The organism is Streptomyces sp. GESEQ-4 (genome assembly GCF_017948455.1).
GTDB lineage: Bacteria > Actinomycetota > Actinomycetes > Streptomycetales > Streptomycetaceae > Streptomyces.
The window spans coordinates 17,885-44,190 of sequence record NZ_JAFFSU010000014.1 but is presented as its reverse complement, the minus strand read 5'-3'; the positions used below and the strand labels follow the sequence as shown (position 1 = coordinate 44,190).

Annotated in this window: 23 protein-coding genes; 10 read left to right on the top strand and 13 right to left on the bottom strand. The window is 69.9% G+C overall.

The window, feature by feature from the left end; all coding sequences use genetic code 11:
* The first annotated feature begins 27 nt into the window (after positions 1–27).
* Positions 28–759 carry a Mut7-C ubiquitin/RNAse domain-containing protein gene (locus KCH48_RS25430; RefSeq protein WP_210577049.1) on the top strand — a complete coding sequence of 244 codons (732 nt, stop codon included), beginning with the start codon at positions 28–30 and terminating at the stop codon, positions 757–759.
* On the opposite strand, the gene KCH48_RS25425 is transcribed toward KCH48_RS25430, so the two are convergent.
* The 6 genes from KCH48_RS25425 to KCH48_RS25400 all read right to left on the bottom strand — a co-directional run bounded on the left by KCH48_RS25425 (position 746) and on the right by KCH48_RS25400 (position 10,808).
* A complete protein-coding gene (locus tag KCH48_RS25425) occupies positions 746–3,148 on the bottom strand; it encodes a galactose oxidase-like domain-containing protein (protein WP_210577048.1) in 2,403 nt (800 codons plus the stop codon). The genes KCH48_RS25430 and KCH48_RS25425 overlap by 14 nt on opposite strands.
* Positions 3,149–3,174: 26 nt before the next feature.
* Positions 3,175–4,350 (bottom strand): glycosyltransferase family 2 protein, encoded by a 1,176-nt coding sequence (locus tag KCH48_RS25420; RefSeq protein WP_210577047.1) that lies wholly within the window; start codon positions 4,348–4,350, stop codon positions 3,175–3,177.
* Positions 4,347–5,993, bottom strand: a complete 1,647-nt coding sequence (locus KCH48_RS25415; RefSeq protein WP_210577046.1) for a glycosyltransferase family 39 protein — start codon at positions 5,991–5,993, stop codon at positions 4,347–4,349. The genes KCH48_RS25420 and KCH48_RS25415 overlap by 4 nt, the downstream gene beginning before the upstream one ends.
* Complete coding sequence (locus KCH48_RS25410) at positions 5,990–7,252, bottom strand: glycosyltransferase (RefSeq protein WP_210577045.1); 1,263 nt, start codon at positions 7,250–7,252, stop codon at positions 5,990–5,992. Before KCH48_RS25410 ends, KCH48_RS25415 begins: the two co-directional genes overlap by 4 nt.
* A gap of 200 nt (positions 7,253–7,452) precedes the next feature.
* The gene (locus KCH48_RS25405; protein WP_210577044.1) at positions 7,453–9,483 is read right to left on the bottom strand and encodes a thioredoxin domain-containing protein; all 2,031 of its coding nucleotides are present in this window, start codon (positions 9,481–9,483) and stop codon (positions 7,453–7,455) included.
* Between the two features lie 50 nt (positions 9,484–9,533).
* The gene (locus KCH48_RS25400; RefSeq protein WP_210577043.1) at positions 9,534–10,808 is read right to left on the bottom strand and encodes a recombinase family protein; all 1,275 of its coding nucleotides are present in this window, start codon (positions 10,806–10,808) and stop codon (positions 9,534–9,536) included.
* Positions 10,809–11,010: 202 nt separating this feature from the next.
* On the opposite strand from KCH48_RS25400, the gene KCH48_RS25395 reads away from it, so the two are divergent.
* Positions 11,011–14,211, top strand: a complete 3,201-nt coding sequence (locus KCH48_RS25395) for a tetratricopeptide repeat protein (protein ID WP_210577042.1) — start codon at positions 11,011–11,013, stop codon at positions 14,209–14,211.
* 14 nt (positions 14,212–14,225) lie between these two features.
* Here KCH48_RS25395 and KCH48_RS25390 read toward each other — a convergent pair whose 3' ends face one another.
* Positions 14,226–14,465 carry a hypothetical protein gene (locus tag KCH48_RS25390; protein ID WP_210577041.1) on the bottom strand — a complete coding sequence of 80 codons (240 nt, stop codon included), beginning with the start codon at positions 14,463–14,465 and terminating at the stop codon, positions 14,226–14,228.
* Entirely contained in the window at positions 14,458–15,318 is an 861-nt protein-coding gene (gene mca, locus KCH48_RS25385) for a mycothiol conjugate amidase Mca (protein ID WP_210577240.1), read from the bottom strand. The genes KCH48_RS25390 and mca overlap by 8 nt, the downstream gene beginning before the upstream one ends.
* Positions 15,319–15,515: 197 nt before the next feature.
* Between mca and KCH48_RS25380 the strand changes: the two genes are divergently transcribed.
* Positions 15,516–15,914, top strand: a complete 399-nt coding sequence (locus KCH48_RS25380) for a DUF4307 domain-containing protein (RefSeq protein WP_210577040.1) — start codon at positions 15,516–15,518, stop codon at positions 15,912–15,914.
* A gap of 168 nt (positions 15,915–16,082) precedes the next feature.
* Positions 16,083–16,583, top strand: a complete 501-nt coding sequence (gene greA / locus KCH48_RS25375) for a transcription elongation factor GreA (RefSeq protein WP_210577039.1) — start codon at positions 16,083–16,085, stop codon at positions 16,581–16,583.
* Positions 16,584–16,677: 94 nt separating this feature from the next.
* Here greA and KCH48_RS25370 read toward each other — a convergent pair whose 3' ends face one another.
* The 3 genes from KCH48_RS25370 to ilvA all read right to left on the bottom strand — a co-directional run bounded on the left by KCH48_RS25370 (position 16,678) and on the right by ilvA (position 19,911).
* On the bottom strand, positions 16,678–17,523 hold the full coding sequence (locus KCH48_RS25370; RefSeq protein ID WP_210577038.1) for an ABC transporter permease: 846 nt from the start codon (positions 17,521–17,523) through the stop codon (positions 16,678–16,680).
* Positions 17,520–18,530, bottom strand: coding sequence for an ATP-binding cassette domain-containing protein (locus KCH48_RS25365; protein ID WP_210577037.1), 1,011 nt, complete (start codon positions 18,528–18,530; stop codon positions 17,520–17,522). Before KCH48_RS25365 ends, KCH48_RS25370 begins: the two co-directional genes overlap by 4 nt.
* A 151-nt stretch (positions 18,531–18,681) precedes the next feature.
* Complete coding sequence (gene ilvA / locus KCH48_RS25360; protein ID WP_210577036.1) at positions 18,682–19,911, bottom strand: threonine ammonia-lyase; 1,230 nt, start codon at positions 19,909–19,911, stop codon at positions 18,682–18,684.
* A gap of 163 nt (positions 19,912–20,074) precedes the next feature.
* Here ilvA and KCH48_RS25355 point away from each other — a divergent pair, with 163 nt between their 5' ends.
* The 3 genes from KCH48_RS25355 to KCH48_RS42375 all read left to right on the top strand — a co-directional run bounded on the left by KCH48_RS25355 (position 20,075) and on the right by KCH48_RS42375 (position 21,445).
* A complete protein-coding gene (locus KCH48_RS25355) occupies positions 20,075–20,581 on the top strand; it encodes a MarR family winged helix-turn-helix transcriptional regulator (RefSeq protein WP_210577035.1) in 507 nt (168 codons plus the stop codon).
* Between the two features lie 115 nt (positions 20,582–20,696).
* Positions 20,697–21,200, top strand: a complete 504-nt coding sequence (locus KCH48_RS42380) for a sigma factor-like helix-turn-helix DNA-binding protein (protein ID WP_307840943.1) — start codon at positions 20,697–20,699, stop codon at positions 21,198–21,200.
* A complete protein-coding gene (locus KCH48_RS42375) occupies positions 21,197–21,445 on the top strand; it encodes a hypothetical protein (protein WP_246885859.1) in 249 nt (82 codons plus the stop codon). Before KCH48_RS42380 ends, KCH48_RS42375 begins: the two co-directional genes overlap by 4 nt.
* Before the next feature lie 90 nt (positions 21,446–21,535).
* On the opposite strand, the gene KCH48_RS25345 is transcribed toward KCH48_RS42375, so the two are convergent.
* Positions 21,536–22,693, bottom strand: coding sequence for a cystathionine gamma-synthase (locus tag KCH48_RS25345; RefSeq protein ID WP_210577034.1), 1,158 nt, complete (start codon positions 22,691–22,693; stop codon positions 21,536–21,538).
* A 134-nt stretch (positions 22,694–22,827) separates the two neighbouring features.
* Between KCH48_RS25345 and KCH48_RS25340 the strand changes: the two genes are divergently transcribed.
* Positions 22,828–23,946, top strand: coding sequence for a hypothetical protein (locus KCH48_RS25340; RefSeq protein ID WP_210577033.1), 1,119 nt, complete (start codon positions 22,828–22,830; stop codon positions 23,944–23,946).
* A 40-nt stretch (positions 23,947–23,986) separates the two neighbouring features.
* On the opposite strand, the gene msrA is transcribed toward KCH48_RS25340, so the two are convergent.
* Entirely contained in the window at positions 23,987–24,499 is a 513-nt protein-coding gene (msrA, locus tag KCH48_RS25335; protein WP_210577032.1) for a peptide-methionine (S)-S-oxide reductase MsrA, read from the bottom strand.
* A 187-nt stretch (positions 24,500–24,686) separates the two neighbouring features.
* Here msrA and KCH48_RS25330 point away from each other — a divergent pair, with 187 nt between their 5' ends.
* Positions 24,687–25,280 carry a DUF4291 domain-containing protein gene (locus KCH48_RS25330; protein WP_210577031.1) on the top strand — a complete coding sequence of 198 codons (594 nt, stop codon included), beginning with the start codon at positions 24,687–24,689 and terminating at the stop codon, positions 25,278–25,280.
* Positions 25,281–25,373: 93 nt separating this feature from the next.
* Entirely contained in the window at positions 25,374–26,288 is a 915-nt protein-coding gene (locus tag KCH48_RS25325; protein WP_210577238.1) for a DUF5829 family protein, read from the top strand.
* Positions 26,289–26,306 lie beyond the last annotated feature (18 nt).

Below are 26,306 nucleotides of genomic sequence, written 5' to 3'. Positions count from 1 at the left end.
CCCCCTCCCACGTGCCATCCTGGCCAGGTGAACGGTCCCGAGATCCACGTCGGGTTCGACCCCGGTCTGGCCCTGTTCGTGCCGCAGACCCGACGCCGCGGCGCCACCCCGGTGGCCACCGACGGCGTCTCCACCCTCGGCCATGTCGTCGAGTCCCTCGGTGTCCCGCTGACCGAGGTCGGCGCGCTCGTCGTGGACGGCCGCGAGGTGCCGGTGTCGTACGTCCCTCAGGCCGGCGACTCGGTGCGGGTCCTGCCCGTCGAGCGCCCCCAGCAGGTTCCCGGCGCTCCCCTGCGTTTCCTCCTCGACGTCCATCTCGGCACCCTCGCCCGCCGGCTCCGGCTGCTCGGCGTGGACACGGCGTACGAGTCGACGGACATCGGCGACGGGGCGCTGGCGGCGCGCTCGGCGAGGGAGCGGCGGGTCATGCTCAGCCGTGACCGGGGTCTGCTGCGGCGCCGCGAGCTGTGGGCCGGCGGCTATGTCTACAGCACCCGCCCCGACGAACAGCTCCCCGACATCCTCGACCGGTTCCGCCCTGAGCTGCGGCCCTGGACCCGGTGCGTCGCGTGCAACGGCGTACTGAAGGAGGCGACCAAGGCCGAGGTCGCGGACCAACTGCAGCACGGGACGCACCGGACGTACGACGTCTTCGCCCGATGCGAGGAATGCGGACGTGCGTACTGGAAGGGCGCGCACCACGAGCAGCTGGAAGCCATCGTGGAGCGCGCCCTCGCGGAGTTCCCTAGCTCTTCCTGACGTCGGCCTTTCCGCAGGCCACTCCGTCCTTGTTGCGGTCCAGCCTGAGTGGGTCGTCCTTGCCGTTGACCTTGAGGCGGCCGTAGTCGTTCGCCTTGAGCCAGGCACAGCGTGCGGCCGTCGTCTTCTTCACCTTCTCCGGGAACACGGTCGGCACGCACACGTTGATCGAGCCGTAGTGCCGGTCGCAGCCGGAGACGGTGGGGCTGACCTTCTGCGAGGTCCGCTTCTTGCCGGGCTCCGTGACCTTGCCTTGGAGGTCGTCGGCGAAGGAGTGGACGTGGGCCGAGGCGTCGGTGGCGCTGAGGGCCTGCGGACCCTGGAGGTGCACCCACTTCGCCACCGACGGAACTCCGTTCGCGTCGACCGCGAAGAGCATGTACCAGCCGGGCGGGGCCATGTTGGGGTTGCTCGTCACGTTCAGGTCGACGTTGTTGCCGTCCACCGACAGCGGCAGGTCCACGAACCGCTGGTTCGGGTCGGAGGAGTGGGTCACCGCGGCCGGACGGATCAGCTCGGCCTTGGCGATGGGACGGTCGACGGTGATCCGCTGGGTGTCGCCGTAGGTCCACTCGGTGTCGATCACCGAAGTGATCGCCGGACGCGCGCCCTTGAGGAGATAGGGCGGGGTGTAGATCGACACGTCGTGGTTCCAGCTGCCGTTGCCCGGGTTGTCGCCGGTGGTCATCACCCGGCCGTCGGGCAGCAGGAACGCGGAGGAGTGGTAGCCGCGAGCCTCGGGATCGACGGCGACCGGGTCGAAGGTGTTGGTCGCCGGGTCGTAGATCGACGTCTCGTAGACCGGGTCGGCCCGGTTGTGCAGCGCGCCGCCCGTCTCGAGGACCTTGCCGTCGGGCAGGAGGACGGCGGAGACGTACATCTTGCCCTGGTTGCCGGTCTGCGGTACCGGGCCGTTGCCGAGGTCGACCGTTCCCTGCGGGATCGGCGGGCCCGCCACGTAGGCCGGGTTGGCGGTCTTGAGGTCGATGACGTCGGTCAGCCGGTTGGCGTCCGGGTTGGAGTCGATGTTGCCGCCGCCGAGGGTGAGGACCTTCTGGTCCTGCGCCGGGGGCAGCAGCACGCTCGCCGACTGGTCGCGCTGGTCCTTGTTCTGCAGGCCCGGCGTCTGGGTGATCGTGTTGGCGTCGTAGTCGTAGATCGCCGATCCGGTGCCCGGGATGTTGTTGCCGAAGGTGTGGCTGCCCGAGTAGAAGAGGCGGCCGTCCTGCATCAGGATCATCGACGGGTACAGACCCCAGTACGACCAGGTCTGGTTGACCTGCCAGGTCGGCAGCCACTTCTGCTGCGCGTCCGACCACAGCTCCGCCGTCACCGAGCCGGTCGAGTCCTCCTTCAGTCCGCCGAAGGAGATGACGTCACCGTTGCCGAGGGCGGTCGCCGACGGGTACCAGTGGCCGTCGTTCATGTTATTGGTCTTGCTGTACGTCTCGCTGACCGGGTCGAAGATGTACGAGTCCTTGTAGCCCTGGTAGCCGATCGTGCCGTCCGCCGTCGGATAGCCCTTGTTGCCGCTCATCACCAGCACGCGCCCGTCCTGGAGCTGCACGTGCCCGGAGCAGAACATGTCCTTCGGCGTGGGGATGACCTTGTAGGTGCCGGTGGCCGGGTTGTAGACGGCGCTCGTGAAGGTCCCGGCGTCGAACTGCTCCTGGCTGTTGCCGGAGCCCGCGATCAGCAGCACCTTGCCGTTGTTGAGGACGACGGAGTGCATGGAGCGCACCGGGTTCTTCGTGGGCAGCACGTCCCACCTGCCGTTGGCGCACTCCGCGGGCGTGCCCGTGCACACCGGGTCCGGGACCGGGTCGGCGACCTGGTCCATCGTGTAGTCGTCGGTGGTGGCCGAGCCGGTGCCGTAGACCGAGACGCCCCAGGAGATGCGGTCGGTGCCGGCCGGGACCGCGGGGGTGCGGACCGACGCCTGGGTCCAGGCGCCCGCCGGCTCCAGCGTCTTGAGGTCCGTCCAGTACTGCCAGCCCGCCGTGGTGTCGTGCCGGAAGAGGGTGAGGGACGTGTCCGGGGTGGTCGACTTGTACCAGAGCCCCAGGTCGTACTGCTTGCCCACCGTCACGACCGGCGCGCACGCCGTCGACTCGGTGACCAGGGCCTTGCGGTCGCCGGAGACCCGGCGGGTCAGCTCGACCTTCATGGCCTTGGTGCCGGAGTGGGCGTCGGCCGTCGTGGTGAAGCTGAAGTCGTTGTCGCCCCAGCCCGACTTCGACCAGCAGTACGGCATGTCGCCGGTGCCGGCGGTCTCGAAGCCGGGGTTCTTGATGAGGTTGGCGGCGGATGCGGGCTGGGGCGTGCTGAGGAGCAGGCCTGCGGTGAGGCCCATGACGGCCAACAGGGCCGGTCTCCGTCGCGATCGCATGCGGCTGAATCTCATGCGGCTGGATCTCATGCGGCACTCCTTGCTGTGCGGCTCCTGCGAGGCAGATAGACCAGCGCTTCGGTTCCGACGAAGCGCAGGACGAAGGTGATGACCAGGGCCAGCGCCGTGGCGGGCAGGACGGCCAGGCCGAACTGCCCCACGAGCAGGGCGATCAGGGGTATGCGCAGCACCAGGTCGGCGTTGGCGAGCAGCGCGAACCGGATGGTGCGGTCGGCCACGTGGCGGTGCCCGCGCCGGTCGCGGAACAGCAGCTTCTCGATGAGCAGGAAGTTCCAGGCCACGCCGAACTGGTTGGCGACGATCTCCGCGGGCAGGTAGTGCATCCCCGCTCCGGTCAGCGCCCACAGCGCGAGCAGGTTCGGTACGAAGCCCGTCAGTCCGATCAGCCCGAACACCACCATCCGGGCCAGCGGACCGGCCGTACGCAGCCCGGCGAGGTGCCGCAGAAAGCGCCGCCCCTCCGTCGCCGTGGACTTGGACTCCCCGGCGAAGCGCTCCTGGAAGACGAACGGCACCTCGGTGACCGTGCGCGGACGGCTCCGGACCGCCAGCTCCAGCAGGATCTTGTAGCCGAGCGGCTTCAGCGTCCCGTCGGTGATGTGGCTGCGGCGGATGGCGAAGAAGCCGCTCATCGGGTCGCTGATGCCGTGCAGCTTGCGCGGGAAGAGGGACTTGGTCAGCCAGGTCGCCGCCCGCGACACGGCCACGCGGTAACTGCCCGCCAGTCCCGCTCTGCTGCCGCCCTTGATGTACCGGGAGGCGACGACGAGACCGGCGTTCGACCGTTCGCCGGTGGCCACCAGATCCGGTACCAGGGACGGCGGATGCTGACAGTCGCCGTCCATCACGACGATCCAGTCCGACGTGGCGGCCTTCATCCCCTCGACGACCGCGCCGCCGAGCCCGCCGACCGGCTCGTCCCGGTGCAGGACCGCCACCGGGAACGGACAGTCCCGCGCGGCCTCCCTGATCACCTCGGGGGTGTCGTCGGTGGAGTCGTCCACGAAGAGGACCTCGCAGGGCAGCCGGGACGGCACCGACTCGGTGATCAGGTGCAGCAACTCCCGTATGTTCTGCGACTCGTTGAAGGTGGGTACGACGATGGTGACGGCACCGGGCTCAGCGACCTCGGATGCCTCCAGGCCCGGCACGGGCACGGGTGCGGTGTATTCCTGGCTCATCGGACGCCTCCCGCGGACTGGATCTGCCGGATCTCTATGCGGTCCTCGCCCTTGCCGAAGACGGCGACCGGGGTCGAGTGCTCGATGGCCGCCTTGACGTTGGGCAGGTCGACCGCGTCACGCCGGACCGTCGGCGAGGCGACCACGTAGTCGAGGTCGCGCCAGCCGCGCGGCAGCGTCTTCGTCACCGCCGGGTCGAGGTCGGCCTTGTAGAACCAGATGACGCCGAGCCCGGGCTCGTACCCGGAGTGCACCAGGTCCAGCCAGAGCGCGTCGTCGACGAGAACCCGGGTGTCCCCGGGGTCCGCCACCTCACTGCCGAGCCACTTCGAGGCGGCCCGGTAGGGCGCGTTGGCGTCGGCGGTGACGGCGGTGCGGGCACCGTCGTACCAGCGCGGTACGACGTAGGCGCCGGCGGCGAGCGCGAGGACGACGGCGAGTGTGTACCGGCCCCTGGTCAGATACCGCTGCTCGTCCGGCAGGCGCCATCGGCGCAGGACGGCGTGGGCGACGGACGCGGTGCCTCCGGCGAGGACCAGGGCGAGGAAGGGCAGGGCCTGGATGACGTACATCGCGGGCAGATAGCCGTTGGGGCGCAGGGCGAGCAGCGCGAGGATCGCCACGGTGAGCGCCGGTCCGGCGAGGGCGCGGGCGGTGACCGACCAGCGCCAGGTGACCAGCAGGAGCAGCGCGCCCGCGAGGCCGCCGAGGGGCAGGACACGGTCGTAGTAGAGCCAGGACTGCAGGACGCCGTACGAGCCGGTGCCCCGGTCCAGGATGAAGCCCGAACCCGGCCTGGTCATCTGGTACTTGATGCCGTCCCAGAGGGAGACATGCCCGCTGCCCGACAGCAACTCGCCCTTGAGCAGGGCGAAGAGCGGATACGCGAAGCCGATCAGGGCGCAGGCCGTCACGGCTCCGGTGAGGGCGAACTTACGGGTGTCGCGGTGGCTGTGCCGCCACATGGTGATGAACAGGGCGGGCAGGATGACGAGCATCGTCTCCTTGGTGAGCACGGCCGTCGCGGCGGCCATGCCCGCGCCGAAGTGGTGCCACAGGTGACGGCTCGGGGACGCGGCGAGGCAGAACGCCAGCAGCGTCCACATCACCGCGAGGTTGTCGAGGAAGATCTCCCGCTGGAGGACGACGGACAGCGGTGAGAGCCCGAAGAGGACCATGCCGAGCCCGGCGGCCCAGCGCGGCAGGGAGAGACGGCGGCCCAGCACGTACAACAGGACCGCGCTGATGCCGCTGATCACCAGCATCATCACGCGCATCGAACCGACCGTCATCGACTCCGGGCTGAGCGCGGCCGGTATCCAGGTGAGCAGGGCCATCTGGATCCAGCCGAGCGGCGGGTGGTCGTACCAGTACGTGTAGTGGGCGAGGCCCTCGCCCTGCTGGACCGCCCAGGCCTGGGCGAGATAGGTGCCCTCGTCGTCGCTGAGCGTCGGGTAGGCGGCGATGTTCCAGCCCTGGACGACGAGGATCGCCACCAGGAGCACACCGCACAGGAGGAGGTCGGGACGGGAGGAACGCAGCCTCTTCGGCGGCGTCGTTCGGCCGGTCGAACCGGCTACAGGCACAGGCTGCCGCTGCGCGGGGACCTTGGTGCTGGTCACCGCGGGAAGAGTGGAGGTCACGCAGGAACGTCCTCTCGGATCACTTCGGTGAGATGCGCGCCGACGTGAGTCGTCAGCTCCCAGTCGTTCCGGCCGCGCTGCTCACGCCATACGGCGCGGACGGCGGCCCCGGCGAGGAGGACCTGGTAGAAGGGGCCGCCCACGACGAGCTTCACGTAGTGGACGAAGCGGACGCGTAGCCCGTACTGCTTGCCGAAGTCGTGCAGTCCGACGACCTCGAAGACGAAGGTGACGATCGCCGTCACGGCCGGCAGGAAGGTGATGAACGCGATGGCGACCGGGACATCGAGGAAGAGCGCGATGGCCACGTTCAGCGGGATGACGACGCCGGTGAAGGCCTGCATGAACGGCGTCATCAGGGTGTAGCGGGCGAGCAGCCGCTGCCCGAAGCCCGGGAGTTGCTTCCAGTCCTTCTTCCGGTACACCTGGAGGAAGCCCTGGTTCCAGCGGGTGCGCTGCTTCAGCAGCGACACGAGACTGCCGGGCGTCTCCTCCTTGGTCACCATGTCGGAGTCGTAGGCGACGACGACCTTCTTGCCGACGCTGGACAGCCGCACACCCAGGTCGCAGTCCTCGGCGAGGCAGTCGGGATCCCAGCCGTCGGCCTCCCGCAGGACCTCCGTCCGTACGAAGACGGTGTTGCCGCCGAGCGGGATGAAACCTTTCTGCGCATGCAGATGCAGCCGGGAGCGGAACCAGAAGAAGTACTCCAGACAGTTGCGCAGGCTGTACCAGCTGGAGTGGAAGTTGATGAGCTGGACGCCCCCCTGGACGACATCCGCCCCGGTCGTCCGGAAGGCGTGATCGACGTGGGCGAGCAGCTCCGGATGGACCTGGTCCTCCGCGTCGAAGACCCCGACGACGTCGCCGCGGCAGTGCGGCAGCGCCGTGTTCATGGCCTTCGGTTTGTTCTTCTTCTCATGGGTGTCGACGACCACGCGGACACGCGGATCGCGCGCCTCCGCCTTCCGGGCCACCTCGGTGGTCTCCGGGTCGTCGTGCCCGACGATGACGATGATCTCGAAGTCGGTGTGGCTGGATTCCAGCAGTCGCTGGATCGTGTGGTCCAGCACGGCCTGTTCATGCCGTGCCGGCAGCAGCAGCGAGAACGAGCGGTGTTCGCCGCCGTCCGGACTGCTGAAACGGGTGGAAGCGAGCACTTCGGGCGTACGCCACGCGTGCATCTGCCACCACAAGGTGAAGGCCGCCATCCAGAACAAGGCCAGTGAAACGGCAGCGATGAAGACAGACGTGAGCAACAGATCCCCCCAGATCCCCAGAACCCCCTCACGACGGTGACCGATCACCGTCGCGGCACTGTGGGGAGATTAGGGGGAAAGTGTGAAGTGCGGTAGCAGTCCCGTTAAATAGCTTGTTTCAGAACGGGGCACTACTTGCCAGACACATCCCGACACATGCGCAATTTTGGCACGGCGAAAACCGGCCTCACCGCTGCGTTTCAGCCGTTCAGCGCGGTGCGCAACCGCTCCAGGTCGGTCGTGGGGGCGTCACACGTGAAGTTACGGCAGACGTACGCCGCCGGTTCACCTTGGACGAGCGGCCGACCGGCGAGCAGCGGAAGTTCATCGCTCTCCGGAGTCCCCACGGCGACGACCGCGCCCGGGGCGGTGCCCAGAAGCGCCGTACGATGCAGGGCTTTTGTCGCTTTGTCGTCGAGGGAGGGCCCCACGACCGCGACCTCCTTCGGCCCGTCGAGCAGCGCCTCGGCGACGGCCAGCCCCCACCCGATGAACCGCGGCACCCTCGGCCCCAGCGCCTTGACGACCCCCAAAGCCCGCTCGGCGGCCTTGCGATGGGGCTCGGCACCGGTCTGCGCGGCATAGCTGAGCAGGGCGCCGGCGGCAGCGGTCCAGCCGGAGGGAGCGGCGTTGTCGGTCGGATCCTGCGGACGGCGGATCAACTGCTCGGCGTCGGAGGCGGTGTCGTAGAGCGTGCCGGACTCCGCGTCGACGAACCGGGCGAGGACATGGTCGAGCAGGAACCCGGCGAACTCCAGCCAGACCCCCTCCCCCGTGACGGACGCGAGCGCGAGGAACCCCTCGGCCACGTCCGCATAGTCCTCCAGCACCCCCGCGTTCGCCCCGACCTGCCCGTCCTTGCTGGTACGGGCGATCTGCGCATGGTCGTCCAGATGCAGCCGTACGAGGAGATCGGCGGCCCCGACCGCGGCCTCGACCAGATCGGGGCGGTCGAAATAGGCGCCGGTCTCGGCGAGCGCGGCGATCGCGAGCCCGTTCCAGGCGGCGACCACCTTGTCGTCGCGGCCGGGGGCGGGGCGGGCGGCACGGGCGTCCAGGAGCCGCCGCTTGACGGACGCCACCTTCTCGGCGTCGAACACGCCTTCGCGCTGCGGGAGTTGCAGCACGGAGGAGCCCTCCTCGAAGGTGCCCTCCTCGGTCACGCCGAAGTAGTCGGCGGCGAGTTCGGCGTCATCACCGAGAACGTCACGCAACTGCTCCGGCGTCCAGACGTAGTAGGCCCCCTCGACATGCTTGCCACTTCCGTCGTCACTGTCGGCATCGAGCGCGGAGGCGAACCCGCCTTCGTTGGTCCGCAGTTCACGCACCATGAAGTCGGCGGTCTCGAGGGCGACGCGCCGGGCGAGGGCGGAGCCGGTGGCGCGCCAGAGGTGGGCGTAGACGCGGCACAAAAGGGCGTTATCGTACAACATCTTTTCAAAGTGGGGCACGACCCACTCGCGGTCGACGGAGTACCGGGCGAAGCCGCCGCCGAGCTGGTCGTAGATGCCGCCGCGCGCCATCCGCTCGCAGGTGTCGGCGGCCATCTGCAGCGCGCCCTCCGACCCGGTGCGTGCGTGATGCCGGAGCAGGAACTCGATCACCATGGACGGCGGAAACTTCGGCGCGCCACCGAACCCGCCGCGCTGGGCGTCGTACTCACGGGTCAGGCCGAGGAGAGCCCGCGCGAGCTCTTCCTCACCCGGCGCCTCGGGGCCACCGTAGGAGATCTCCCGCCCGGCAAGATCCCGCACGATCTTCCCCGCGACCTCGGCCACTTCCTCCCGCCGGTCCGCCCACGCACTGTGCACCCCCTCCAGCACCTGCCGGAACGACGGCATCCCGTGCCGCGGCGCCGGCGGGAAGTAGGTCCCGAAGTAGAACGGCTCGGCATCCGCCGTAAGAAACACGGTCATGGGCCAACCACCCTGACCGGTGGCCGCCTGGACGGCCTCCATGTAGACGGCGTCGACATCGGGGCGTTCCTCGCGGTCGACCTTGATGTTGACGAAGTGGGTGTTCATGTAGGCGGCTACGGCTTCGTCCTCAAAGCTCTCGCGAGCTAGAACATGACACCAATGGCAGCTGGAATACCCGACGCTCAGGTGTACCGGGACCTCCCGCTGCCGTGCCTCGTCGAATGCCTCTTCCGACCAGGGCCACCAGTCGACCGGGTTGTCGGCGTGCTGGAGCAGGTACGGGGACGTTTCGTGAGCCAGTCGGTTCGGCATTCCTCCATCCTGCCCCACAGCCTCCGGCAAGTCCCAGGACGGCTCGTCCCTCAGCCTCTCGCCCCTGTCGGCTCCACTCGATCGCACCGCCATACAGGTTGCACTCGAGAGGGGTCCCAGGGTCGATTGCCCTTCCCGCCCGGACGGACGACGCAGCAGACCAGGACAGACTTGATGATCTCGCGTTTCTCTGCGAGGTCGATCTCTCCGGACATCCAGCGCAGACGCGTTGCGTCCGGCAGCAGGGCGTGCGCCGGAGCTTCGGGAAACAGGAGCCGTTCCAAGGCTTCGTCAGTCAACGGCCCGCTGATGCTGCACCGCCCACAGTCGCGACAGGTGTAGAAGTACGGGCTCCTCCTGCTTTTGACCTTCTGGCCGCACAACGGGCCGTGGCACACCGTGCCGTCGTGGCGCCTCGCACCGCACCGCAGGATCCCACTGGCAAGGTAACGGGGAGCGGCCCTCTTCCCATGGAGCCTCGGAGCCCCACTGCCCCTGTGCATGTACAGGCTGCCTGGGGAGAACGTCGCGCACACCGCCTGCCACTGGTCCGGTGTCACGATGGATTCCCACTGCCCCAGCACCGGCTCCCCTGTTTCCGGCACCAGCAGCAGTTCACCCCTGTTGGCTCGGTAACCGCACACTCTGGGCGCAGTGATGATCTGCGTGACCGTTGCGGGGTTGGGCCGACCGCCTCGGGTTCCCGTCACTCCGAGGCCGCACCACTCCTGCGCGATGGCCCGGACCGCTTTCCCGCCCACACGATCCACGATGGCCTTCTCGACCAGTGTCGCTTCAACGGCATGCAGGGTGATCCTGTCCTCCTGCCATCCGAAGGGGCCCGGTCCGCTGTGCGGCACCCCTTCGACGGCCCGTGCCCAGTGCCAGTTCATCAGCCTCCGGCTTCTGACCCGTGTCTCGGTTACTGCCGTCTCGAGTGACCGCACCGCCTGCAGCAGCCCTTCCTGCGAGTACGGGTCTCGGACGCCTTGCGGATCAACGTAGATGCGTCCCTGCCGACTGGTCAGCGCGGCGAAGAAGCGCGTCAGATCCTCCGCACGCCGATACAGCCGATCATCCGCGACACAGACGACTCCTTCGACCGCCTGGCCGTCGGCTGTGCGCCCGCGCGCCAAATCCTCAACCAGGCGGTCGAATCCGGGTCTCGATGCTCCCTCCTTGGAAGCACTGCAGCCGTTGTCGGTGTACACGGCGACGACCCGGCAGCCATGCTCGTGCGCGGTCCGCTCATTGATCCGCAGTTGATGGCGTACGCCGTGCCCATCACGCTGCCGAAAGTCCTCGGATGTTCGGGCATAGGACACAACCGGAATCGCCTCAGCCCCCTGGTGTGCGCCACGACCGCTCACAAGATCCCCCGTTCGACAATCCGACCGACAGTCATATGAACGAGCGACAGCCCCCAAGGTCACAGAACCGCATTCGGTGATCGTCGACCCCTCGCACTCACGCCGTCCGCGAAGGACACTCTTAGACAAAGGAGTTGCCGCCGGAGGGGGACATGACATGCGGGACAGCCACCGGGCGGATGCCGAGCGGCTGTTGGTGCGGGCCGTGGAGGAAGAGGTGCGGCGTTCGGGTGGCCGTACCGACGGTCAGGTGCTGTTGTCGCGGGCGCGCGCGGAACTGGATGCCATGGCGCAGAAGGCCGCGGAGGAGTACGAGGCCTATACGCGTGCGCTGGACGAGGCAGAGGCCGGGCAGATCGGGTTCGGGAAGCGGTATGCGCGGGAGGGTGCCGGTACGCCGTTGATGGTGGCCGGGGTCGCCGCGGTCGCCGCCGCGGTGGCCGACCTGGCGCTCGGCACGGACGCGGGGACCGCGGTGGGTGCCGGTGTGGCCGTGGGGGTCGTCGGCGCGGCGGCGACCGTCGTGAAGGTCGCCGGGTCGCATCTGCCTGCCGCGCATCGTCGCGCGGGTGAGGTCGGTCAGCCGGGCGGGCCCGAGCAGCTGCGGCTGCAGTGGCTGACGGCGCTTGAGGTGCGCGGTATCCGTCCGTGGCTCGATCAGCAGCGGGTGATCACCGCGTCCACGGGACCGAAGAAGAAGGGGCCGCAGCTGCGCGGCACGGACAAGAGCGCGGCGGCACGTGGGCGGAGTGTGCTGGAGCAGTCCTTCGGGCAACTGCCGGAGCCGGACGGTCCGTTCGCGGGCCGGCGGGCGGAGATGGCGCGGATCCGGCAGTGGGTGCAGGCGGCCCGCGCGAGTACGCAGACCCGGCCGACGGTGGTCGTGCTGCACGGCGCGCCAGGCAGTGGCCGCAGCGCGCTCGCGATCCGTGCGGCGCATGACCTGAAGGACCAGTTCCGCGGGGCGTGCGTGGTGGATCTGCGGGGCGACAGCCCGGAGGAGTCGCCGCTGTCGACGCGGGACGCCCTGCTGCATCTGCTGAATCGTCTCGGTGCCCCGCGCGAGCAGCTGCTGTTCCGCGAGCGCTCCTCTCCGGACCAGCACCTCAAGCGGCTGACCGAGCTGTACCACCAGCATCTGACGGGCCTGCCCGTCACCGTCGTACTCGATGACGCCTCGGACCCCGAGCAGGTCCGCACGCTGATCCCGGAGCGCTCCGACAGCCTGGTCCTGGTCACCGCCCGCACGGCCCTCGATCTGCCCGCGGATCTGCCGGCCTGGGTGCATCAGCTGCCGGTTCAGGCGCTGGACGCGGCGGGCGCGGAGGAATTGCTGGGCGCGACGGCGCAGGACGCCTCGGGTCCGTACGACGCCGAATCCGCCGATCAGGTGCGGGAGTTGTGCGGTGGGCTGCCGCTCGCGCTGCGGATCGCGGGCTCCTCGCTCGGCCCGCGCTCACCGCGTCGGCTGGCGGCGGACCTGGGGGCGTACGGCCCGGTGGAACCGGTCGAGCGCGTGCTGTGGCTGCGCTACACCGACCAGCCCGAGCCGGCACGCCGACTGCTGCGCCGCCTGGCGCTGGCGGGCCGGGCCTCGCTGGGCGCGGCGGCGGCAGCGGCGCTGCTGGCCACGGACGAGGCGGAGGCGACCCGGCACCTGGTCACCCTCGCCGACGCGGGTCTCATCGACCATGTACGCGGCAACCGCTACCGCCTGCACGACCTGGTCCGCGCCTTCGCCCAGGCCCGGCTCCTGGACGAGGAGGAACCTGCGGAGCGTACGGCGGCGCAGGAGCGGTTGATCGTGAACTACGCCGATCTCGCCGACTCGGTGCTGCGCCTGGTCGACGGCAATATGTCGACCCGCTCGGACCGTTTCAGCCCGCACGGTTTCACCTCCCTCGACGACGCGCTGCGCTGGCTGGACGACGAGTCGAGCTTCATCACGGCGGCGCTGCGGCACGCGGAGGGCGTCAACCAGGCGCCGGTGCTCAATCTGCTGGGCGCGCTGTGCGACTACTGCCTGCTGCGCGGCGACCTCTACCGCCTGGGCGAGATCAGCGAGCTGGCGCAGGCCGTCGACCAGGGTCTGCTGGTCCGCTCGGTGCAGTGGCGTACGGGTATCGCGGCCCGTCAGCTGGGCGAGCTGGACAAGGCGCGCACCACCCTCGCCTCGGTGGTCGACCTGTACATGGAGGCGCATCACGACGCGGGCGCGGCCCGCGCCCTGTGCTCCCTCGGCATCACGCTCCACCACCAGGGCAATCTGATCGAGGCGGCGGCGAAGCTCCAGGAGGCCCTGGAGCTCCAGTCGTCTGCCGAGCTGGCGACGGACCGGGCCTGGACGATGCACGCGCTGGCGGCGGTGGAACGGGACCGGGCGCATCTGTCCGAGGCCCTGGAGCTGCTGAACGAGTCCCTGGTCCTGCACCGCGCCGGCGAGTCGGTGCACGGCGAGGCGTGGGCCCACTTCCAGCTCGGCCAGCTGGCGCTGCGCATGGGCGACGTACCGCGCGCGGAGTCGGAACTGACCACGGCCCTCGATCTCTACGGCCGTACCCGCGACGCCCGCGGCGAGGCCTGGGCCCTGACCCAGCTGGCCCGCGCCCGTCTCGTCGCCGGCGACCCGTCACAGGCGGTGGACCGGCTCCGCCAGGCGGCGGCCCGGCACCGGGACAACGAGGACGCCCGGGGTGAGGCGTGGTCGGTGTACTACCTCGGCCAGGCCCTGGAGGAGACCGGCAACCTGGACCTCGCGGTCCGTGAGCTGGAGCGCTCCCGGACGATGTTCTCCCGGATGCGCGACGTCTACGGGCTCGCCTGCGCCCGGCACCACTCGGCGCGGACCACCCGGGATCAGCGGGCCGCGCAGACGGGGTCGCTGAGGAACTCGGGGTTCGCCCGTCAGCTCCTGGTGGACGCCCGCGCCGACTTCCAGCGCATCGGGGTGGCCCACGGGGAGGCGTGGACCTGTCTGGAGCTGGCGGTGGTGGACGCGGGCAACACGCGTACGGCGCAGGCGCTGGCGTTGTGCGACGAGGCGGTCGGGCTGTTCACGTCGTACGGCGACCAGCGCGGCGAGGACTGGGCCCGCTTCCTGCGCTGCACGCTCCTGCCGTACGCCGCCGCGGGCGGGGTGGAGGTCGGGACGGCCGTGGCTCAGGAGGAGCTGGCGCAGCTGTCCCGCTCGGGTCACCCGGCCCGGGACGAGAAGCTGGACGACTATGTCGAGGCGTATGCGCTGCTACTGGAGCGCGGCGTGAACCTCGAGGCCGGCTGGCAGGCCTGGCGGCTGGGGATGGTGCCGGGGAGGCATGCGCGGGAGGTGATGGGCGTGGCTGTGCCCGCGCCCCGGTAGAGGCGCGGGGAACGTCAGCCCTGGTGCTCGGCCTTGGGGTCGGCCGAGGAGGTCCCCGCCTTCTCGGCCTCGTCGAAGTCGATCTTGCCCATGTGGCGGCTCATCGACTTCATCAGACCCCACACGGCCAGAGCCATCACCGCGAAGACGATGAAGCCGAGGACGCCGGGGGTCACCTTGTCCTCGTCCACCTCCTTCGCGAGGGTGGCGAGCTGTGTCATTGCCAGGCTTGCGCTTGCGCTCATGTCAGGCATTGTCGCGGATGCCCGCGAAGAGGTCGTCCTCGGGGAGGGAGGTATCGATGAGGGACTTCGCGAGCTCGTACTCCTCCGTCGGCCAGACCTCCCTCTGGAGCTCCAGCGGCACCTTGAACCAGCCGCCGTCGGGGTCGATCTGCGTGGCGTGCGCGATCAGGGCCTTGTCGCGGATCTCGTAGAAGTCACCGCAGGGGATGTGTGTGGTGAGGGTGCGCTGCTTGATGCCGGACTCGTCCCAGCGCTTGAGCCAGTCGCCGTAGGGCGATTCCATGCCGCGGTCGAGCATGGCCTGGTGCAGCGCCTCGGTGCGGGGGCGGTTGAAGCCCTGGTTGTAGTAGAGCTTCTGCGGCTGGTACGCCGGGCCGAACTCCTGCTCCGGGTACTTCTCGGCGTCCCCCGCGCCCTCGAACGCCACCATCGAGATCTTGTGGGTCATGATGTGGTCGGGGTGCGGATAGCCGCCGTTCTCGTCGTACGTCGTGATGACCTGCGGGCGGAACGAGCGGATCTGTTTCACCAGCTCGCCGGCCGCCTTGTCGACGTCCTCCAGGGCGAAGCAGCCCTCGGGAAGGGGCGGCAGCGGGTCGCCCTCGGGCAGGCCTGAGTCGACGAAGCCGAGCCACTCCTGCTTCACGCCGAGGATCTCCCGGGCCTCGTCCATCTCCTTCTTGCGTACCTCGTGGATGTGCTCCTCGATGTACTTGTCCCCCTGGAGCTTCGGATTGAGGATGGAGCCGCGCTCCCCGCCCGTGCAGGTCACCACCAGCACGTCCACCCCCTCGGACACGTACTTCGCCATCGTGGCCGCACCCTTGCTCGACTCGTCGTCGGGGTGGGCGTGGACGGCCATCAGTCGCAGTTGGTCAGTCAAGACTCAAATCCTCGTCAGTCGGCGCCCGGCCCCGTGTGGGAGGGCGCATTCAACAGGTGCCGTCCCGCAGGGACGTCCGTGAGGGGCGGCGGTCGGGTGGCGGGAGGGAGGCTTCTATAGTGACCGACGTCGGGGGCGAAAAATTCCGGCGCTCCGGTCCTGCCGAGAGGACGATCATGAGTACGGCGAGCACGCGGTTGCCCGAGGGCCGTTACGGCCGTTCCTCGGACGAGCGTGCCGACGGCAGGCTCAAGGTCGCCGCCATTGTGCTCGGGGTGGCGCTGACCGCCCTGATCGGGTATTTCGCCTACTACTACATCGGCCAGAACAAGATCAGTGCTGAAGTGATCGAGTTCGAGCAGTCGAAGAACTCGGTGCAGGTGCATCTGGAGGTCCGTAAGGACGCCGGTGCCAGCGGCTACTGCACGGTGCGCTCCCAGGCGGAGAACGGCGCCGAGGTCGGCCGGGCGGACTTCCACTTCGACGGGGACGCCACACGCATCGACAAGGTCGTCACGCTCCGCACCACCTCGCCGGGCACCACGGCGGAGCTGCTGGGCTGCCACGCCGACTGAGGTCAGCCGGAATACGTAGCGGCTGACCTGCGTTGATGTGACTCTGATGGCTTATGTCCTCCCCCTTGGGCCGCTGAATTGTTAGGCTCGTGGTTTCGCCCTCCCCTGGAGGAACATTCTTCTGGGTAGGGCGATGCTTTGTATTCCCAGTACCGACGAGGAGCACCTGTGACCCAGACCAGCGAGAACGTCACCTGGCTGACCCAGGAGGCGTACAACCAGCTGAAGGCCGAGCTGGAGTACCTGTCTGGTCCTGCGCGCACGGAGATCGCCGCCAAGATCGCCGCCGCGCGCGAGGAGGGCGACCTGCGTGAGAACGGCGGGTACCACGCGGCCAAGGAGGAGCAGGGCAAGCAGGAGCTCCGTGTGCGCCAGCTGACCCAGCTCCTGGAGAACGCCAAGGTCGGCGAGGCACCGACCTCGGCGGACGGTGCGGTGGCGCCCGGCATGGTCGTCACGATCGCCTTCGACGGCGACGAGGACGACACGACGACCTTCCTGCTCGCCTCGCGCGAGTACGCCAGTTCCGACATCGAGACGTACTCCCCGCAGTCCCCGCTGGGTTCCGGCGTGATCGGCCACAAGGTCGGCGAGGACGCGGAGTACGAGCTGCCGAACGGCAAGAAGGCCTCCGTGACGATCCTCAAGGCCGAGCCGTACAGCGGCTGACCCGGCCGGATCGCCCCCTCAGGACCGGATGATTTTCTCAGGACCGCGTTTTCGACGAGCCCCCGGCTGCCCTGCGGCGCCGGGGGCCTTGTCGTCAGGCGGTGGCCGAGCGGTACTTGCGCACCGCCAGCGTCCGGAAGAGGACGATGATCAGGACCGAGTAGATCAGCGACGCCCACACCGGGTGCTGCATGGGCCAGGCGTCCGAGGTGGAGACCCCGGGGTTGCCGAAGAGCACCCGGCAGGCCTGGACCGTGGCGCTGAAGGGGTTCCAGTCGGCCACGTGCTGCAGCCAGGGCGTCAGTCTGCTGGAGTCCACGAACGCGTTCGAGATGAACGTGACCGGGAAGAGCCAGATCAGTCCGCCGGAGGTGGCTGCCTCGGGCGTGCTCACGGAGAGGCCGATCAGGGCGCCGATCCAGGTGAACGCGTAGCCGAGCAGGAGCAGCAGCCCGAAGGCCCCGAGCACCTCGCCGATGTTGGTGTGCGTGCGCCAGCCGACCAGCAGGGCGACGATCGCGAGCACGAGCAGCGTGAGCGCCGTCTGCACCAGGTCGGCGAAGGTCCGCCCGGTCAGCACCGCGCCCCGCGCCATGGGCAGGGAGCGGAAGCGGTCGATGAGCCCTTTGTGCATGTCGTCGGCGATGCCCGCTCCCGCGCCCGCGGTGGCGAACGTGACGGTCTGGGCGAAGATGCCGGCCATCAGGAACTCGCGGTAGACACCGGGGTCCGTGGTGCCACCGATGTTCATGGAGCCGCCGAACACATAGCTGAACATGACCACGAACATGATCGGCTGGATGAGCCCGAAGATCACCATCTCGGGGATCCGGGACATCCGGATCAGATTGCGTTTGCCGACGACCAGCGAGTCCCGGATGGACTGGCCGATGGGGTGAGTGGGCGCCGCGACGGGCGCGGCGTCGGTGACGGCGCTCACTTGGCTGTCTCCTTCTTGTGCCGGCGGTCCTTGGGGCTGGCCGCCGTGTCGTCTTCTTCGTCCTTGACCTCTGCCACATGGCCGGTGAGGGACAGGAACACGTCGTCGAGGGTGGGCCGGCGCAGGCCGATGTCGTCGATCTCGACACCGCGGACGTCCAGTTCGCGGATGATCTCGGCGAGGAGCTTGGCGCCGCCGGTGACGGGCACGGTGAGCCGGCGGGTGTGCTCCTCGACGGTGGTCTCGCCCTTGCCGAAGCCGGTGAGCACCTGGACGGCGGTCGCGATGTCGTCGCGCTCGTGCACCACGACCTCGACGCGCTCGCCGCCGGTGCGGGCCTTGAGCTGGTCGGCGGTGCCGCGGGCGATGACTTGGCCGTGGTCGACCACCGCGATCTCGTGCGCGAGGTGGTCGGCCTCCTCCAGATACTGGGTGGTCAGCAGCAGCGTCGTACCGCCGGAGACGAGCTGTTTGATGACCTCCCACAGCTGCTGGCGGTTGCGCGGGTCGAGGCCGGTCGTCGGCTCGTCCATGAACATCACGGGCGGCGAGACGACCAGGGCGGCCGCGAGGTCGAGGCGGCGGCGCATGCCTCCGGAGTAGGTCTTCGCGGTCCGGTCGGCGGCGTCCGCGAGGTTGAACTGCTCGAGCAGCTCGGCGGCCCTGACCTTCGCGGCCTTGGCCTTCATCTGGTAGAGCTGGCCGACCATCTGGAGGTTCTCGCGGCCGGTCAGGTATTCGTCGACCGCCGCGAACTGGCCGGACAGGCCGATCGAGCGGCGCACGGCGTCGGGGTGCTTGAGCACGTCGATGCCCGCGACGACCGCCGAACCGCTGTCGGGGCGCAGCAGGGTCGTCAGACAGCGGACGGTCGTCGTCTTGCCCGCGCCGTTCGGCCCGAGCAGGCCCAGCACCGTGCCCTCGGGGACATCGAGGTCGACGCCGTCCAGTGCCTTTACGTCACCGAAGGTCTTCACCAGGCCTTCGGCATAGATGGCGCCTGGCATGTGAGTTCTCCACGTCGTTGGGGACAGGTCAGGAAATCGTCAGTTCAGGAGGTTCTTCGGGGGAGACGGGGGTGACCCGAGACACACCATAACGCGATGTATCGCGTCTCTCAAGAGGATCGACTCGGACGAGTGAGCGAACGCTCCGACCTCAGTCGATGACCGTGTAGCCCGCCTCGCGCAGGGCCTGGCCGACCTCGGCGCAGTGCGTCGTGCCCTTCGTCTCCAGATGCAGTTCGACCTCCGCCTCCGTGAGCCCGAGCCGTGGATCGGTCCGTGCGTGGCTCACATCGAGGACGTTAGCGTCCACCACTGACAACACCCCCAGAAGCGTTGCCAGCGCCCCCGGCCGGTCCGTCAACCGCAGCCGTACGGCCAGGTAGCGGCCCTGCGCCGCCATGCCGTGCCGCAGCACGCGCTGCAGCAGCAGCGGGTCCACATTCCCCCCGGACAGCACCGCGACGACCGGGCCCTCGAAGGCCCCGGGATCGCTCAGCAGCGCCGCGACCGGACTGGCCCCGGCCGGCTCGACGACCAGCTTGGCCCGCTCCAGGCACAGCAGCAGCGCGGTGGCGATCTCATCCTCGGTGACCGTGCGGACTTCGTCCACCAGATTTCCGATGATCCCGAACGGCACGTCGCCGGGCCGCCCGACCTTGATGCCGTCGGCCATCGTCACCGGGTTCTCCACCGCCACCGGCCGCCCCGCCGCCAGCGACGGCGGGTACGCCGCCGCGCCCGCCGCCTGCACGCCCACGATCCGCACGTCGGGACGGAGCGCCTTCACCGCGACCGCGATACCGGCCGCGAGCCCGCCGCCGCCGATACCGACGACGATCGTGCGCACCTCGGGGCACTGCTCCAGGATCTCCAGCCCGACCGTGCCCTGGCCCGCGATGATGTCCGGGTGGTCGAAGGGGTGGATGAACACCGCGCCCGTCTCGGCCGCGTGCCGCTGCGCGGCGGCCAGCGTCTCGTCGACCACCTGACCGAGCAGCCGCACCTCGGCGCCGTACTCCCGGGTGGCGCTGATCTTCGGCAGCGGGGCGCCCTTCGGCATGAACACCGTCGATCTCACCCCGAGCAGCGCGGACGCCAGGGCGACCCCCTGGGCGTGGTTGCCCGCGCTCGCGGCGACGACACCGGCGGCCCGCTCCTCCGGGAGCAGCCCGGCGATACGGACGTACGCGCCGCGCAGCTTGAACGACCCGGTGCGCTGCAGGTTCTCGCACTTGAAGTGCACCGGAGCGCCGACCAACTGGGTCAGATGCCTGCTGCCCTCCATCGCGGTCACCCGCGCCACACCCGTGAGCATCTTCTGGGCGCCGCGTACGTCGTCGAGGGTGACGGGCCGCAAGGAGTCAGCCGTGCTGTAGCTCATGACTCAAGCATCGCAGTTCACATCCGTCGGACACCGCTGTGCCCAACCTCCGAGACCGGTTTGCGCAGCGCCGGTACGGCCCGCCTCCCGGCCGCGTACCCTGTCCCCCAATCCAGCACCCCCTTCATGAAGTGAGCCCCCGGCCATGCCCACAACACCTGAAATGTCGATGGACATGACGACCGTCGGTGACCGCGGTCTCCTGGACGCGCTGCAGCACGAGGTGGCGGTGTTCGCACGCCGTGCCGAACAGACCCGGCTCGGCGGCGTCGGGCAGGTGCGCAATTCCATGGACCGAGCCGCATACCTGCTGCTCAACCGCCTCGACAAGGAAGGCCCGATGGGCGTCAAGGCGCTCGCCGCGAGCATGGGGATCGACTCGTCCACGGTCACCCGGCAGGTGGCCCCGCTCGTCGACACCGGGCTGGTCAAGCGCACCTCGCATCCGGAGGACGGGCGGGCTGTCGTGCTCCAGCTCTCCCCGCGCGGGCTGTCGCGGCTGGAGGAAGTGCGCTCGTCACGGCGTCAGTTGATGGCCGAGCTGACGGCCGACTGGGCGCCGGAGGAGCGGGAGGCGTTCTGCACGCTCCTCACCCGCTTCAACACCGCGCTCTCCGAGCGGATGGCCGCCCAGGGCCTGCCGGGCGCGGAGCCCCCGACGGCCTCCTGAGTCTTGACCGTGGGGCCACCCCTGGCCTCATATGAGACCGGGGCCAGTCGTCGTACCCGGCTTCGTCCGCCGTACGCGGCCCGGACCCCGTCATTCCTCAGGGGTGGGAGGCGTGGTGCGCAGTCGGCAGGCGTCGCAGGGCGCCCGCCGGGCCCGGGAGTTCGAGGCGTTCGTGGCGGGCGCGGCAGGGCGGCTCCTGCATGCCGCCACACTCCTCACGGCGGAGACCCCGGGCGACAACCCGCGCGCGCGACGCCTGCTCACCCTGGCCCTCGCCCACACCTACGCCTCCTGGGACCGGCTGCGCGGCGAGGACCCGTACGACCGCACCCGCCAGTACCTGGCGACCCGGTTCGCCCACGCGGCCTGGCACCAGTACGGCGGACTCGGCCGCGCCCGTCCGCACCCCGGCAGCCCGCTGGCCCGGCTCTCGCCGCAGGAGCGGCTGATCCTGGTGCTGAGGCTGTACGAGGGGGTCGCCGAGGAGCAGACGGCGGCCCTGCTCGGCCTGTCCGTCGAGCGGGTCCGCGCGATCTGCAACCGCGCGACGACGACCCTGCTGCATCCGCCGCGGGGACCGGCACCGGCCATCGTGGAAGCGGGGGTGGCGCCGTCATGAACCGGCCCGATCGCGAAGCCCTCGTACGGCAGCTCCTGGAGCAGACCCCGCCGCCCGTGCCGCCCGACCTGTATGCGGAGGCGGTGCGCCGCGGTGGCCGCATGCTGCGCCGCAGGACAGCGGCCCGCCGGCTGCTGTGGCTGCTGCTGTTCGCGGCGTCGGTGGCCTTCCTGGTGTGGTCTCTGACCGCCCGCCCGTGGGTGGAGCCGCCGTCTGAGACGACTCCACCGCTCACGGGCTGGTGAGGGGCGCTCCGCGGGTGGGGCCGCACATTGATACAGCCCCGCGCCCCTTCAGGGCGCTGCCGAACCGCACGGGACCAGCACCGAGCCCGCTCAGCGGCCCAGCGCCTGCTGGAGGTCCTCCAGGAGGTCGTCGACGTTCTCGATGCCCACGGAGAGGCGTACGAGGTCGGCGGGCACCTCCAGGGCCGAACCGGCGACGGACGCGTGTGTCATCCGGCCCGGGTGCTCGATCAGCGACTCGACGCCGCCCAGCGACTCGCCGAGCGTGAACACCTTGGCGCGGTTGCAGACCTCTACGGCCGCCTCCTCGCCGCCGTCGACCTGGAAGGAGACCATGCCGCCGAACGCCCGCATCTGCTTGGCGGCGACCTCATGACCGGGGTGGTCCTCCAGGCCCGGGTAGAGGACGCGCGTCACGCGCGCGTGCCGGGTCAGCATCTCGGCGACCTTGGTGGCGTTCTCGCTGTGCCGGTCCATGCGCACCGGGAGCGTCTTCGCGCCGCGCAGCACCAGCCACGCGTCGAAGGGGCCGGCGACCGCGCCCATCGCGTTCTGGTGGTACGCCAGCTCGTCGCCCAGGTCGGTGTCGCCGACGATCAGCGCGCCGCCGACGACATCCGAGTGGCCGCCCATGTACTTGGTCAGCGAGTGCACGACGACGTCGGCGCCGAGCGACAGCGGCTGCTGCAGATAGGGCGTGGCGAAGGTGTTGTCCACGACGAGCCGGGCGCCCGCGTCATGGGCGATCTGCGCGACGGCGGCGATGTCGGTGACACCGAGGAGCGGGTTGGAGGGGGTCTCCACCCACACGGCCTTGGTCTTCGGGGTGATCGCGGCTCGTACGGCCGCCGGGTCGCTGGTGTCGGCGACCGACCACTCCACGCCCCACCGGGAGACCACCTTGGCGAAGAGGCGGAACGTGCCGCCGTACGCGTCGTTGGGGATGACCACGTGATCGCCGGGGCTGAGCAGCGTACGCAACAGGCAGTCCTCGGCCGCCAGTCCGGACGCGAACGCGAGGCCTCGGCGGCCGCCCTCCAGGGCGGCGAGGTTCTCTTCCAGGGCGGTCCTGGTCGGGTTGGCGCTGCGGCTGTACTCGTAGCCGCCGCGCAGGCCGCCCACGCCGTCCTGCTTGTAGGTCGAGACCTGGTAGATCGGCGGGACTACCGCGCCGGTGAGGGGATCGGCGGTGTTGCCCGCGTGGATCGCGAGGGTCTCGAAGTGCTGACTGATGTGCCTGTCGCTCATGGGCACCGAGCCTAAGCGCTCCGCTGGAATGCCGTGTGTTGTCTGCGGGCCCGTCTGTGGCTGGTCGCGCAGTTCCCCGCGCCCCTAAAGGGGCGCGTTGGCCAATTGTCGGCGGCGTCTGGAACGCTGGAGGCATGGAGATTATCTGGGTCCTGATGGCGATCGTGCTGCTCGGCTTCGTGCTGCTGCCCTTCCTGCGGCGCAGGCGCGGCGGGATCGAGCTGGTCGCGCCGGGCCACCCGGACGCCGCGGACCCCGCGAACTACGGGTTCGTACTGCAGGAGGAGCTGGACATCCGCCTGCCCGGCCCCGACCAGGACCTGCTGGACGTCCTGGACGTGGTGCAGCACACGCAGCACTACCGGGCGGCGGCGCAGCTCCTCGCGGGCACGGAGGCGGAGGGCGAGCGGCGCTGGCAGCGCGTGCAGGCCTTCGCGGGCGCCGCGTCACTGGAGCTCAGCCGGCGACCGGGCGGGGTCAGCGAGACGCCGGGCGGGCAGTGGCTGCGGGTGTGGCGGACCGAGGCCCCCAAGGACGCGGGCGGCGCGGCGGTACACGCGGAGTTCCTGGTGCAGCAGGCGTGGCGGACGTCGGCGCCCGGCACGGACGAGTTCCGGATCATCATGGAGGAGGCGAAGGCGGCGTGCGGCGAGGCCGCGCTGCTGGCTCCGGGTGACCCGATCCCGTACATCATCGAGCTGTCGGTGGCCCGTGGACTGGCCTATCCCCGGGCGGAGTTCGAGCAGCTCTGGCTGAAGATCCTGGACCGCGCGCCGGCCCACATGGGGGCACATCTCGCCGCCCTGCACTACTGGTGCGAGAAGTGGCACGGCTCGCGCGAGCTGGCGACGTCCTTCGCGGAGGCGGCAGCGGCCCGGGCGCCGCGGGGATCACTGCTGGCCGCGATGCCGCTCTTCGCGGTCTTCGAGCACCTGCCCGAGGTGAACCTGGTCAGCGGCTTCTACCAGAGCGAGGTCGTGACGAAGGCGGTCCACGGCGCGCTCTTCGCCGTCCACGCGGCCCGCCCCGACGACCCGATGCTGGCCCACGTCCGCCACCTTCTGGTCTTCTTCCTGGTCCGCTCCGAGCGCTGGGCGGAGGCCATGAACCAGCTGATACACGTCGACGGCCACATCGGCGCCCTGCCCTGGACCCTGTCCCCCGACCCGGCGGCCGAGTTCGCGGTGTACCGCGCGCTGGCGGTCGCGGGCTACGAGGCGAACGGCGGCAGCCCGGCGACGCTGCCGCACTGAAGCCGCCGCCGGCCGCCCGCCGCCTGGCCGCCTCGCGCGGTCAGCCCTCCGCGCGGGCCGGGAGCCGCCATCCCGGGCGCGGGAAGTGGCAGGTGTAGCCGTCGGGGTAGCGCTCCAGGTAGTCCTGGTGCTCGGGCTCGGCCTCCCAGAAGGGGCCGACCGGCTCCACCTCGGTGACGACCTTGCCCGGCCACAGCCCGGAGGCGTCCACGTCCGCGATCGTGTCCTCGGCGATCCGCTTCTGCTCGTCGTCCACGTAGTAGATCGCCGAGCGGTAGCTGAGGCCGATGTCGTTGCCCTGGCGGTTCTTGGTGCTCGGGTCGTGGATCTGGAAGAAGAACTCCAGGAGCGCGCGGAAGTCGGTCTTCTCGGGGTCGAAAAGGATCTCGATGGCCTCCGCGTGCGTGCCATGGTTGCGGTACGTCGCGTTCGGCACGTCTCCCCCGGTGTATCCGACCCGGGTCGCCGTCACGCCCGGGAGCCGGCGGATCAGGTCCTGCATCCCCCAGAAGCATCCGCCCGCCAGCACGGCCCTCTGCGTCTGCGAAGCCATTGCGACCCCTCTCATATCGGTCAGCTCGGTCACTCGGGCGGCAGCCCGGCGCGCACACCACCGGCATCCCCTACCCACCCGCCTCAACGCGGCAGAGTTCCCAGCGATTCCGCACCGGTCCGACCGGCCCCGCGGCAGCCGGAAAATCAATGGCCGACGTGGGGCCATCCGCCTCACCCTGTGCTGCATGGAAGAACCGCCGCAGCACAGCATCCGCGCGCTCCACACGGCAACCACGATCACCGTCTACCAGGCGTACTCCCCCGAGATCGGCATGCCCGCGGTTCGCCAGGGCCGCTTCCCCACCGCGTGGAAGCGGGACCGCATGACGTGGATCAAACCGTCGTTCCTGTGGATGATGTACCGCTGCGGCTGGGCCACGAAGGCGGCGCAGGAAACCGTTCTCGCTGTCGAGATCACGCGCGATGGCTTCGAGTGGGCCCTGCGCCATGCGTGCCTGTCGAGTTACACACGTGGCCTGCACGCCGACCGCGGCGCCTGGCAACGCCAGTTGAAGGGTGCGCCGGCCCGCGTCCAGTGGGACCCCGAGCGTGATCTGCAGTTGCAGCCCCTGCCGCACCGCTCACTGCAACTCGGGCTCTCCGGTGACGCCGTACGACGTTACGCGGACGAGTGGACGATCTCCATCCGCGACGTGACTCCGCTCGCCCGCGAGATCCACGCGCTTGTCAGCAACGGCGACCTGGACTCCGCGGCGCGACGGCTGCCGGAGGAGCGGTCGTATCCGGCGGGAGACGACCTCATCGCGCACCTGCGCTGAAGGCCCCCTCCCCCGGCGATTTCGTCCGCGCCGCAGCGGACGCCGAGGCTCCGGCCTACGATCGCTCGCATGCTGCTTCGCCGGATGGTGCGGATGGTGATGGTGCTTGCCGTGGCGCTTGTGACGGCGGTCCAGGGGAGTACGGGGATGGCGCAGGCCGAGGCCGACCGGCCAGGGGCAGAGCGGCAGTTGCTGTTCTACAACCACGCCTACGGGGTGCTCGACCGGGAGACCGCCGATGCCATCGAGCACTCGGCCTATCTGCGGGACTTCGCCAACTTCCAGGTCCGTACGACGACCGGTGCCGACGGGGTCACCTGGACCGGTCGCTATCTGATGGGGCGCGAGACCTATCTCGAACTGTTCGGGGTGGGCGATCTGCCCGGCCAGGACGGCAGCTTCGGCTCCGCCGGGATGGGTGTGTCGACGGAGCGGGCCGGGGATCTGGCGACGGTGACCGAGCGGTTGCGGGAGCAGGGCGTCGCGGAGCCGGTCGAGTTCCGGCAGACGCGTGACTTCGGGGACGGCGTACCGGTGCCGTGGTTCGACGCCGTCTTCACGACGACCGAGTACGACGCCTTCGGCGCCTGGGGGATGGAGTACCTGCCCGAGTACTTCGCCGACCCGCGCAGCAACACCGAGCCGGCCGGGCACCCCGGAGACGTCGGCCGTGAGCGCTATCTGTCCGACGGCTACCGCGACCGTCTGATGCGCGATGTGACCTCGGTCCGGCTCGCGGTCACCGCACGCGATCTCGCCGCCACGGTGCCGCTGCTGCGGGCCGGCGGCTTCGTGGTCAGGCCGGTGGCGGGCGGCGGTGTCCTGGCGAAGGGCGGCGGGACCACGATCCGGTTCGACGCCGTCGCGCGCGAGCACGTAGGGCTGCGGCAGGTCGAGATGTCGCTCAACCGGCCTGTGGGGCACCAGCACGAAGAGCGGATCGGGCGGTCGACGCTCGTCGTCGGCCCGGGCGTCCGCGCCGTGTGGACCTTCGGCGACGCCACATAGCGGCACCGGCGTCGGCAC